We start from the raw sequence: 12,501 nt of genomic DNA, 5'->3' as shown, positions 1-12,501 counted from the left end.
ATTTTGTAGAGAAGGGAGGACAGTATGGCAGCAAAAAAGAAAACAAAGAAAGCGCAAAAGAAAAAACAGGCAGCTGAAAATGAAATTCTGGTTTATATTTATGCTTTGGTCCTCATTACCTTATCCATTATCGGATGTCTGGAAATTGGCTTTTTAGGCAATCTGATCACAGGTGTTATCCAATATGTGACTGGAAATCTATATGGTGTCGTTTACGGTCTTATCATTGTTTTTTCCTTCATGTGGATGCTTAAGAAAAATATTAGCGATGTACCTCTGAAATATACAACAGGGGTCATCGTTTTACTGAGCGCATGGCTAATTGCGGCAAGTTTGCCTAATGATGAAAAACTAACGGGGATGGACATACTATCCCATTTTCTTGGCAACAGTGCGCAAGTTTTTCATGGTGAACAGATTGGTGGTGGACTAATTGGTGCTTTTCTTGTGTCCATCACGACTTTTTTGGTGGATTATACGGGTACTAAGATCATTATCATCGCTTTAGTGGTCTTAGGCTGTATTTTGCTTATATCAGGGCCTTTATTTGCGTATTTACGGCAAGGGGCATCCGCATTCCAAAAGCCTTTTTCCTCAATGAAAGAAAATGCTCAAGCCAAACGTGAACAGCGACGAAATAAGAAAGCGTTGAAAAAGGAACAAAAGGTCGAAAAGACGAGTGAACAAGCAAATACCACACCTGCTAAGGAAAGCATGTTTGGTAAGATCAACTTGGAAGAACGCGTTCGTCCAGGACAGGTGTCTTTCTTAGATGTGGATGATGAGTTTGATATTATTACGGATGGTCGCAATGATGCTTTTGAACCGCTTGTGTCAAGCCAGGATGCTCATGAGGAAGAGGATGAGGTTGTCATAGGTTTTGGTACAGCTTCAAAAGCCGTGCAACAGCAAAAGGAAGATAAACGAATCATTGAAGAAACGATAGGAAAAAGTGATACATTCGTAAGTAGTTTTAAAGAGGATTGGTCAAAATATAAGTTGCCTAAGCTGACCTTGTTAAATGATATAGGAAAAAAAGCCCGCAGTACTGCGAATATCAAGGCAGCAAATGAAAGTGGCCAGCGGTTGATTGAAATCTTAGATGAATTTGGTGTACGTGCTACTTTAATGGCTACGCACATTGGACCATCTGTCACTAAATTTGAAGTAAAGCCGGATCTTGGCGTGCGTGTCAATAAAATCAGCAATTTGCAATATGATATTAAAATGGCACTAGCAGCAAAAGATATCCGAATTGAAGCACCGATACCTGGCAAAAGTGCTGTTGGCATCGAGATTCCCAATGTGGAAAAAACTAGTGTTAGCATGAAAGAATTGATGAAATCAGTTCCGGAAAAGTACCAGGATAAAAAAATGTTGTTTGCCTTAGGAAAAGATCTCATGGGCAGCTGTGTATATGGAGAACTCAACAAGATGCCCCATTTGTTAATTGCTGGAGCAACCGGAAGCGGGAAAAGTGTATGTGTGAATTCTATCATTACCTCTATATTAATGCGTGCAAGACCAGATGAGGTCAAGTTGCTATTAGTAGATCCCAAAAAGGTGGAGTTTACACCTTATAAGCAAATTCCCCATCTGTTAGGTCCGGTCATTACCGATGGAGAGGAAGCAAATCGCGCCTTAAAGGTAATTGTGGCCATGATGGATAAACGCTATGAACTATTTGCTATGGCGGGTGTACGTAACATTGCCGGCTATAATACATATATTGAAAATCATCCTGAGGATGGTTTAGAAAAACTACCGTGGATCGTTGTCATCATAGATGAATTAGCTGATTTAATGTTAGTTGCAGCGAAAGAGGTTGAAGCAAGTATTCAACGTATTACGCAGTTGGCACGCGCAGCCGGGATTCATTTGATCGTAGCCACACAACGCCCTAGTGTCGATGTTATCACTGGTGTCATTAAGGCCAATATTCCATCGCGTATCGCTTTTGCGGTATCTAGCGCTGTGGATTCACGAACGATACTGGACCAGATGGGTGCAGAAAAGCTCTTAGGTTATGGAGATATGTTATATATCCCGGTGGGAGAGACCAATCCTACCCGTGTACAAGGTGTGTTTGTAAGTGATGCGGAGGTACAGAGCATTTGTGACTTTGTCAGTGCCCAAGGAAAACCCAAATATGAGGATGCTTTTTTACGTTTAGAGGCTGTAGATAGTGAATATGCTGCTACGCAGGAAAGTGCAGATCCCTTGTATGAAGAGGTAAAATCTTTTATAATAAGTACTAGGAAGGCTAGTACATCATTGATACAGCGTAAGTTCAGTATTGGCTATGCCAGAGCTGCGCGGTTGATCGACGTATTGGAGGAACAAGGCGTTATCGGACCTAGTCGTGGTTCTAAGCCGCGTGAGGTGCTTGTACGCTATGAGGAGGATGATTTTGATGAGTAGAGTAAAAGATATTATCAGTGACCCTACACTAACTTATCAGCAACAATTATTGGCATTAGCCAGATTGGCTGAAAACGATGATGATTCATTACCTTTAAAACCGGAGATGAAAAAGGCATTGGAGGAAGAAACTTTATGTGATTTAGGAGAAGGAAGAGCACCTTATCGCCCTCGCTATATCTTGCCGGATTATCAAAAGTTGATGAAAGAAGGTTGCGCATTTTTAGGCTTGCAGCCACCGACAGATATCTGGGAAGCTACCAATGCTTTATTAATTATGTACAAACATGTTCCAAGCATTACTTCTTTTCCTGTCTATCTGGGTAACTTTGCTGATTTATTCACTCCATTTGATAAGGACGAAGAAGAAACGCGTAAAGCGTTGCGTCTGTTTTTGCTGCATATCGATAAAACGTTGACGGATTCTTTTGTACATGCCAACATCGGACCAGAAGATTGTCGTGTGGCAAGAATCATCTTAGATCTAACAAAAGAAATGCAGTTAGCAATACCAAATGTTACTTTATTGTATGATCCAGAACGGACAAGCGATGAGTTTGCGAAAGCCTGCATTGATTGTATGCTGGCAACAGCTAAACCAAGCTTTGCTAATGATGTCATGTATCGACAAGATGGTATCGGAGAATATGGCATCGCCAGTTGCTACAATGCGTTAAAGATCGGTGGAGGCGGTTATACGCTGCCAAGAATACGCTTATATAATGTAGCTAGCAAGGCAAAAGATAAAGCTGATTTCATGGAGCATATCTTACCATATTATGTAAACATGATGTTAGAATTTATGGACGATCGTATTCGCTATATCGTAGAGGAAAGTAACTTTTTCAAGGCTAATTTCTTGGTAAAAGAAGGCTTTGTTAAACGTGAAAACTTCACAGGTATGTTTGGTGTTGTAGGCTTGGCAGAATGCTGCAACCATCTTTTAGGTATAAAAGATCCTAAGGAAGGTTATGGACATAATGAAAAAGCACATCAACTTGGTGTCGAAATCATGAATGCGATTGAAACGATGGTAAAAAACCATCATGGTCTGTATTGTGAAGGCTGTCATAACCAATATGTGCTGCATGCACAGGTTGGTATCGACAGTGATGGCCGCGAAAATTCACCAGGTGCTCGTATCCCGATTGGCTGTGAACCGGATTTATGTGATCATATCGCTGTAGAGTGCAATTTCCATAAGTATTTTGTATCCGGAATCGGTGATATCTTTAAATTTGATGATACATGGAACAATACACCGGATGCATTATTGGATATCATCAAGGGAGCCTTTGCTCAAGGTATGCGCTATTTTACCGGCTATAATGCGGATAATGATGTAGTACGCGTGACCGGATATCTGGTAAAGAAAAGTGAAATTGAAAAATTGGACCGCCAAGAAGCAAGTTTGAATAATGTGACCGTGTTTGGACAGGGAGCACGTAACACAGCAAACGCTCTGGATCGTCGTGTATATGATGAAAGCGCCCGTAAATAAGATCATTCCTTTTTCCAATGTAGATGGCCCAGGTAATCGCTGCGCCATCTTTTTTCAAAGCTGTCCCTTCTCCTGTCTGTATTGCCATAATCCCGAAACAATCCATATGTGCATGCATTGCGGGGACTGCGTTACAACTTGTCCAACAAACGCTTTGACATTGGAAGCGGGAAAGGTCTTGTGGAATTCTGATAAATGCGTAGATTGTGATACATGTATTCATACGTGTACGCATTTAGCATCACCTAAGATACGCTATATGAGCGTAGAAGAATTAGTTGAGCAAATTAAAGCTAAAAAAGCTTTTCTGCGAGGAATCACGGTGAGTGGAGGAGAGTGTATGAATCATGCGGCTTTCCTATTGGACCTATTTAAAAAAGTAAAAAAGCTTGGGTTAACATGTTTGATTGACAGTAATGGGTATTACGACTTTTCACAATATCCTCAGCTGATGGCAGTTTGTGATGGGGTCATGTTGGATGTCAAAGCAGTTGATGCAAAATTTCATCAATATCTTACCGGCTGTGACAATACTATGGTATTAAAAAATCTAGCGTATTTATTACATACACAGAAGTTGGAAGAAGTACGTACGGTGATTTTACCTAATCAAGATGAACAAAATGAGAAAACAGTACGCTATGTCAGTGAGCTTTTGAAACAGCAAAGTCGATATAAGCTGATACGCTACCGCCAGTATGGAGTGCGTGAAGAAGGTTTGAAAGCGCTGGGAAATACAACGGTTTCGCAAATGTACGTGGCTCAGTATAAGCAAATCTGTGAGGAAAATGGTAATACGACTTCTATCATAATCTAGGGCTTTGTAAGGGCTTAATTTCTTGACAAAAGATAAGATTAATTGTAAACTTTTGATAGGACCATTAGGAAGGTCAAATAAATGGAGGAGAACCTTATGAACAAATTTGCAAAACTGAGTTTGGTCGCGATGATGGCTGCGACAACTCTTGCCGGTTGCGGCAGCAAAGACGATGGTGACAGCAAGAAGAAAGACTGTCCGGTAAAAATCGGCTTTGTTACTGATACCGGTGGTATTGATGACCACTCATTCAATGAGGGTTCATGGAAAGGTATTGAGAAGTTCGCAAAAGACAATAATATCAGTACGGACTGCATCAAGTATCTACAATCAAAAGGTGATGCTGACTATGAACCAAACCTGAATCAGTTATCAGAAGATGGGTATGATTTAGTTGTTGCTGCTGGTTATAAATTTAATGATGCAATGGCAAATGTATCAAAAGCAAACCCAGATACAAAATTCTTGGTCATCGATACGGTGATTGATTCTGAAAACGTACAGAGTGCTACCTTTAAAGCAGAAGAATCTTCTTATTTAGCTGGTGTAGCTGCAGCTATGCAGGCAAAGGCTGAAGGCGGAAATGCTGTTGGCTTTATCGGTGGTGAAGATGTTGATTTGATTCGTGCTTTCCAGGCTGGTTTTGAACAAGGTGTTAAATCAGTAGATAAAAACATCAAGATTTATGTAGATTATGCTGGTGGTTATGATAAAACGGAAAAAGGTACATCTTTAGCTGAAAAACATTACTCTGCAGGCGCTAAGGTTATTTATCACGCAGCAGGTGGTACTGGCAACGGTGTCTTCGCTGCAGCCAAAGACCGCGCTAAAAAAGGTGAAAAAGTTTGGGTTATCGGTGTTGATTCCGATCAGTTCAGCACAGGTATCTATGATAAGAAAGAAAATAAATCTGTAACTTTAACTTCTGCTTTGAAACGTGTAGATGCTGTTACAGAGGCTGTTTCTAAATCTGTATTGGACAACAAGTTTAAAGCTGGTTTGCAGACTTATGACAGTTCAAATGATGGTGTAGGTTTACCTGATGAAAACCCTAACCTGTCTGATGACATCAAGAAAGCTGTTGAAGATGCATCTGCTAAAATCAAATCTGGTGAAATCAAAGTTTCTGCAGAACGTACGATTGCTCCGGGAAGCAATGGTTAATTAATTCTACATATGTGATAAAGTCTCTCTTGTGAGGGACTTTTTTTTTGCACGAAGGAAAGGATAGAGAGAAAGACGTAAAGATAAAAAAGTTATTCTTTTCCTGTCTGTTTTTGTATATTTCCTAATAAAAAATATGATATAATAAATCAGTAATGAGCAATCATTCGCGTAAATCGTCTACTACTTGGAGTGTGTGAATCCCTAGTAAGATATGAGTACGCATAATTTGCTATAACGAAAACATTATTTTCGTATATTGTTTTCATGAATCTAAAGGAGGAAACCTATGACTTATGCAGTTGAACTGCTGAATATCACAAAAGATTTTCCTGGTATTCGTGCAAATGACAATGTGACTGTACGCCTAAAGCAAGGGAGCATTCATGCTTTGCTTGGTGAAAATGGTGCAGGAAAATCCACACTGATGTCCATTTTGTTTGGCTTATATCAGCCAACCAGCGGGACGATCAAGGTAAATGGCAAAGAAGTCAAGATCAATGATCCAAATGATGCAACCCAGCTAGGCATTGGTATGGTGCACCAGCATTTTAAACTGGTGGAATGCTTTACAGTTACTGAAAATATCATCCTTGGTATGGAACCTACCAAATTTGGTATGGTAGATATTAAATCAGCGGCGAAGAAAATCGAAGAATTTTCTAAGATGTATGGTTTAAATGTTGATCCATATGCCAAAATTTCCGATATTACGGTCGGCATGCAACAGCGTGTAGAAATATTAAAAATGCTCTACCGCAATGCAAACATTTTGATTTTTGATGAACCTACTGCTGTATTAACACCACAGGAAATTGAAGATTTGATGGAAATCATGCAAAAGCTGATTAAAGAAGGAAAAAGTATTTTGCTTATCACACATAAGCTGAATGAAATCAAGCAAGTTGCTGATGAGTGCAGTGTATTGCGTCGTGGAAAATATATCGGTACGGTCAATGTTGCGGAAACATCGACACAGCAAATGGCCGAAATGATGGTCGGTCGTGAAGTGAATTTTAAGGTAGAAAAAGGGCCACATGCTCCTGGTGAGGTAGTTTTGGAAACAAGACATCTGAATGTAAAAAACAGTAAAGGCGTCTTAGGACTTAAGGATTTTAATTTAAGCGTGCGTGCAGGGGAAATCGTTGGTATTGCTGGTATTGATGGAAATGGACAGGAAGAACTTGTGCATGCATTAAGCGGTTTGACCTCTGTAGAAAGCGGTGAAATTCTTTTAAAGGGTGAAAATATTACCCATACAAGCATTCGTGATCGTTTTGATAAAGGCATGGGACATATACCAGAAGATCGTCATAAGCATGGGCTCATACTTGATTTTCATTTAAAAGAAAACTTTATTATTCATGAATATGATCGTAAGCCATATTGTAAAAATATGATCATGCAACAAGATGTTATGGATGCGTATGCGGATAAACTGATTGAAGAATTTGATGTGCGAAGCGGTGAAGGCAAGGATTCCCTTACACGCAGTATGTCCGGTGGTAATCAGCAAAAAGCAATTATTGCCCGTGAGATTGAGCGCAGTCCTGATTTGTTATTAGTCGTACAACCAACGCGTGGTTTAGATGTTGGGGCAATTGAATACATACATAAAAGAATCATCGCTGAGCGTGATGCAGGAAAAGCCGTTCTTCTAGTATCTTTTGAGTTAGATGAAGTTCTGGATCTTTCCGATCGTATTGTTGTTCTATTTGACGGACATAAAAATGGGGAAATGCTGGCAAAAGATACGGATGACAAGGAATTGGGTCTTTATATGTCAGGTTCAAAGAAGGGAAGTGAAGATGAATGAAAAATAAAGATGCTTTAAAAATATCACTTCTGGCAATTCTGTTTGGTGTTTTGTTAGGAGTTGTTATCCTTCTCTTAACAGGACGTGATCCTTTCTATTTGTTTTATGGTTTAGTGCGTGGTGCCAGTGGTCTAGATTTAATCAAAGGTGGCTCTATCAATCCGCGTTATATCGGTGAATTTATTGTTGCTAGTATGCCAATTATTTTAACGGGACTATCGGTTGCCTTTGCTTATCGTACCGGTTTGTTTAATATCGGTGCAGAAGGGCAGCTAATGGTGGGAGCTTGCGCATCTATTGCAACTGCCGTCTTATTCCCACAGATTCCTGTTGTTCATATGCTCGTTTCTGTATTGGCAGGCATACTTGCGGGGGCTGCATGGGGCTTTTTGCCGGGAATCTTGAAGAGTAAGTTTAATCTTCATGAAGTTGTTATTTGTATTATGATGAATTATATCGGTATGTACTTAGCTAATTATGTATATGTTCAACTTCCGGGCTCGGATACGTCACGAACAGCTTTGATACCGGAATCAGCAAGCTTAAGTAATTCTTTCTTTGAATCTTTGACAAATCATTCGCGTTTAAATCTAGGTATTTTCTTTGTCATCCTAGCTGTTTTGGCATATTGGTTTATCATTGAGAAAACAAGCTTTGGATATGGCTTGCGTGCTACGGGATTTAATAAAGAAGGTGCTCGTTATGCCGGTATGAAGGTAGAGCGTAACATCGTCTATTCTATGATGATTGCTGGTGCAATGGCTGGCTTAGCCGGTGCGATCATTTCCCTTGGAACTTTTAACTATGGACGTGTATTATCTTCTTTTGAAAATTATGGTTTTGATGGTATTGCCGTTGCCTTAACGGGTGCCTGCAATGCTATTGGTGTTGTATTAGCTGGCTTATTGTTCGGTTTGTTAAAGGTGGCACAGCCAATCTTACAATCCGTAGGTATTCCTAAGGAAATCGGAGAGATTATATCAGCTGCTATCGTATTATTTGTGGCAATGCAGTATGGCATTCGCATTATATTAGATAAGTTATCGAAATTGCGTCATAAAAAGGACGCAAAAGAGCCGAAGGGAGAGAAGAGTGTATGACCTTATTATTTCAGATGTTTCCTTTGGCACTTGGTGTCGCTACTCCAATTGTTATATGTGCACTAGGTGGATTGTTTTCTGAACGAAGCGGTATAGTAAATATTGCATTGGAAGGCATTATGCTTGTTGGAGCCTTCTTTGGTGCTACCGTTTCTTTATTGTTGGAAAGTTCTTTTGGTAGTTTAGCACCTTGGATTGGTATTTTAGCCGGTTTGTTGGCAGGTTGTCTGTATTCTTTAATACATGCTTTTGTATCTGTAAGTTTAAAAGCAGATCAAACCATTTCTGGTACTGCATTAAATATGCTATCAACAGGACTTACTGTCTATCTATGTCAGATTATCTTTAATGCACAGCGTTCTGAACAATTCATTGAAAGCTTTTCAAGAATATCAGTGCCCGTTTTAAAGGATATACCAGTACTTGGACCATTATTCTTCACAAATGTATTTCCAACCTTTTATTTAGCGATTGCTTTAGCAATCATTACCTGGTTCGTTGTATTTAAGACAAAGTTTGGTCTGCATCTGCGCTCTTGTGGTGAGTATCCGCAAGCCAGTGCTTCCATGGGAATCCATGTGGAAAAAATGCGCTATATCGGTGTCTTGATTTCCGGTTGCTTAGGTGGTTTAGCAGGTGCTATCATGGTACTGTCATTGGATGTTCAGTTTACCGTATTCTCTATTCATGGAATTGGTTTTATATCCATGGCATGTTTGATTTTTGGTAAGTGGAAACCATTTGGCTGTTTAGGGGCCGGTATCTTCTTTGGTTTCTCACAGGTGTTGAGTGATTATTCTGGACAGATTCCCTTCTTAAAATCGCTGCCTAGTGAAGTATTCTTTGCTTTGCCATATCTGTTGACAATTATCGCCTTATTGCTATTTGCCCGCAGTTCCGTAGGACCTAAGGCATCTGGTGAGATATATGATTCAGGTAAACGTTAAAAAGAATGTCAAAATAATCTGATAGAATCGTCGTCTGCTATTGCCGACGGTTCTTTTTTTGTATTGTATATGGTATAATATGCCAATAATGATATAAAAATAATTTGATTGTTCATACTAATAACTACGGAGGTAGAAGATATGCAAATAACAAATGGCATTCAGGTACAATTTATTCCAACTACAAAGTTTAAAGATATCGGCATCAGTGTGCGCTTTCGCAATACCTTACAAGATGGTAAATCAGCAAAGCGCTCATTACTGGCACTCATGTTGGTAGACCGCTGTCAGAAATATGATACAAAATTAAAGATGAGTGAGATGCAGGATGAGCTTTATGGTGCGACTTTAACAGCTCAAACAGCCGGTTTTGGTGCAAGTCAGATCATTGAACTACGTTCAAAAATCATTAATCCATCTTTTCTAAATGAAGAAAACACCCTGTTAGAAGATACCTTTGCGTTTCTCCATGAGGTTATTTTCTCACCGTTGCTCAAAGAAGAGGTGTTTCATGAAAACAAAGAAATCTTGTTGGCAAAAATCAAACGAATGCAAGATGATCCATCACAATATGCTATTACATGCGGTTTACAAGAGGCAGGCAAGGGAACGCCTTTAGGAATCTCGGCGCTTGGAACTTATGAGCAAGTTGAACAATTGACACTATCCGATATTCAACAGATTTATCAAGAGATGATGAAAGAAGATTTAATCGATATTCTTGTTTGTGGTGACATAGAAGAAGATAGCATTTTAAAGTTGGTAAAAGAAACACTGCGTTTCACACCGCGTAATACGCAAATGCAAAGCTGGTATTGTGTTGAAAATGAGCGAAAGAGTGAGACTAAACGATTAACCAAACATATTTCACAAAGCTACATCATGATGACCTGGTTTACCCATACCCCGATTACCGATGAAAAATATTATGCATTACGTGTGGCAAATGCTGTGTTTGGACAATATTCAACATCTTTACTTTTTCAAGAAGTTCGTGAAAAACGCAGCTTGTGTTATTCCATTTTTTCGAACTTGATTAGCTATGATGGTGCTATGGGAGTGACTACAGGAATTGAGAAAGAACATATCGATAAAACAATGGAATTAATTCAAACACAATTCCACCGTGTTTGTGAGGGGGATTTTAGCGAAGATTTGTTAAATACCAGTAAACGTATGGTCATTAATTCTTTAAAAGCCAGTGAGGATAGCATGTATTCTTTGATGGCATTCGCTTATCAAAATGCTTTATTACAAAGGGATTATAGTGTATCAGATTTGATGGATATGGTAGAGAAGGTAACGCGTGAGGAAGTTATGGAAGTCATGAAGCGTTGTGAGTATAAGATGGGAGTCGTAGTGACAAAGGAGGATGACGATGAAGAAAATTGTGAATGAGCGTTATCAAGAAACGCGCTTTGAAGAAACTTTAGAAAATGGTCTGCATGTTATCCTTTGGCAAAAAAAAGATTATGTGAAATCCATGTTTATGATGGTAACCCCTTTAGGTGCCATGGATATGAAACAGGTTGATGAAAATGGTAAAGAATATCATTTCCCTGCCGGTATTGCTCATTTTCTTGAACATAAGATGTTCGAAATGAAAGATGGGGATGTCATGGATGCTTTTTCAACAATGGGGGCAAATGTCAATGCTTTTACCTCCTATACAGAAACGGCATATTATTTCACCACAAGTAATGCAATCGAGGAACCATTGAAACTATTACTTGATTTTGTGCAAGAACTTGCCATTGATGAAGAAAGTGTAGAGAAAGAGAAGGGTATCATCATACAAGAACTCCATATGTATAAACAAATGAGCGATTCGCGTTTGCTGATGGAAACATATGCATCCTTGTATAAAAATCATCCACTACGCTATGATATTGGCGGTGATGATGACAGTGTGCAATCCATTACTTTAGAACAGTTAGAAGAATGTTATCGTATTAATTATCATCCTAGCAATATGGTGTTGGTGGGTGTTTGCAGCGAAGATCCTGAGAATATAATGAAAATCATACGCGAAAATCAGAGTGGTAAAAAATTCCCTAAAATGGCAGGTATCAAACGGTTAGAATTTGATGAAAGTGAAAAGCCAGCACGTGAGACTTATACATTTTCAATGGATGTTACGTTGCCAAAGGTATCCATCGCCTATAAGTTAGATGGTGTAGAGGATGTATCCCAACGCATGAAGGAAGAATGGTGTATTCGTATATTGCTCGATGCCTATTTCAGTTCGTTGTATCCAGATTTTCAAACATGGTTAGATGATAAGATTTTTAATGACTATGTGGGCTGTGAAGTAGACTTAGGAAAAGATTATGGAATGATTATGTTTTACGCCGAAACATTAAAACAAGAAAAATTTAAAGAAATTGTACAGGATACATTAAAGCGTATGGAATCTGGCGATATTGATAAAAAAGTGTTACAGCAATTGAAACGACGTTATTTTGGACAAGCGATACGAAGCTTAAACAGTTTTGATGATATTGTCATTACATCAGCTCGTTGCTACTTTGATAAGACAGATTTCTTTTCTTCGATGGATATTCTGGATGCTATTGATGAAAAAGATATTAAAGCTGCAGCAAATAAGCTAAAGCAGGGACATTGCAGTATCGTTACGTTATTGCCAGAAAAAAGCAAGTAACTTTAACCAAATTAGTAAAATAGAGATGAAATAGGTTGGAAAGAGTATAAATAATCAGCTTGATTTCATCTTT

General features: G+C 39.0%; 9 protein-coding genes. All 9 read left to right on the top strand.

Annotated features, from left to right (window positions below):
- Positions 1–24 precede the first annotated feature (24 nt).
- The 9 genes from ACESSZ_RS00390 (at position 25) to yfmH (ending at position 12,428) form a co-directional block, all read left to right on the top strand.
- On the top strand, positions 25–2,421 hold the full coding sequence (locus tag ACESSZ_RS00390) for a DNA translocase FtsK (RefSeq protein ID WP_008688250.1): 2,397 nt from the start codon (positions 25–27) through the stop codon (positions 2,419–2,421).
- A complete protein-coding gene (locus ACESSZ_RS00385; RefSeq protein ID WP_008688252.1) occupies positions 2,414–3,922 on the top strand; it encodes a YjjI family glycine radical enzyme in 1,509 nt (502 codons plus the stop codon). Before ACESSZ_RS00390 ends, ACESSZ_RS00385 begins: the two co-directional genes overlap by 8 nt.
- Positions 3,900–4,739, top strand: a complete 840-nt coding sequence (locus tag ACESSZ_RS00380; RefSeq protein ID WP_008688254.1) for a YjjW family glycine radical enzyme activase — start codon at positions 3,900–3,902, stop codon at positions 4,737–4,739. Before ACESSZ_RS00385 ends, ACESSZ_RS00380 begins: the two co-directional genes overlap by 23 nt.
- A gap of 96 nt (positions 4,740–4,835) precedes the next feature.
- Positions 4,836–5,903 (top strand): BMP family lipoprotein, encoded by a 1,068-nt coding sequence (locus ACESSZ_RS00375; RefSeq protein WP_008688256.1) that lies wholly within the window; start codon positions 4,836–4,838, stop codon positions 5,901–5,903.
- A 289-nt stretch (positions 5,904–6,192) separates the two neighbouring features.
- On the top strand, positions 6,193–7,719 hold the full coding sequence (locus ACESSZ_RS00370; protein WP_008688258.1) for an ABC transporter ATP-binding protein: 1,527 nt from the start codon (positions 6,193–6,195) through the stop codon (positions 7,717–7,719).
- Positions 7,716–8,819, top strand: a complete 1,104-nt coding sequence (locus ACESSZ_RS00365; RefSeq protein ID WP_008688260.1) for an ABC transporter permease — start codon at positions 7,716–7,718, stop codon at positions 8,817–8,819. Before ACESSZ_RS00370 ends, ACESSZ_RS00365 begins: the two co-directional genes overlap by 4 nt.
- Positions 8,816–9,766, top strand: a complete 951-nt coding sequence (locus tag ACESSZ_RS00360) for an ABC transporter permease (protein WP_008688262.1) — start codon at positions 8,816–8,818, stop codon at positions 9,764–9,766. Before ACESSZ_RS00365 ends, ACESSZ_RS00360 begins: the two co-directional genes overlap by 4 nt.
- A gap of 141 nt (positions 9,767–9,907) precedes the next feature.
- Positions 9,908–11,164, top strand: a complete 1,257-nt coding sequence (gene yfmF / locus ACESSZ_RS00355) for an EF-P 5-aminopentanol modification-associated protein YfmF (protein ID WP_008688264.1) — start codon at positions 9,908–9,910, stop codon at positions 11,162–11,164.
- Positions 11,145–12,428 carry an EF-P 5-aminopentanol modification-associated protein YfmH gene (gene yfmH, locus ACESSZ_RS00350; protein WP_119983335.1) on the top strand — a complete coding sequence of 428 codons (1,284 nt, stop codon included), beginning with the start codon at positions 11,145–11,147 and terminating at the stop codon, positions 12,426–12,428. The genes yfmF and yfmH overlap by 20 nt, the downstream gene beginning before the upstream one ends.
- Positions 12,429–12,501: the final 73 nt, after the last annotated feature.

Source organism: Eubacterium sp. 3_1_31, from assembly GCF_964249515.1.
Lineage (GTDB): Bacteria > Bacillota_I > Bacilli_A > Erysipelotrichales > Erysipelotrichaceae > Longicatena > Longicatena caecimuris.
Note: the sequence above shows the minus strand (reverse complement) of the source record. Positions and strands in the feature narration are given on the sequence as shown.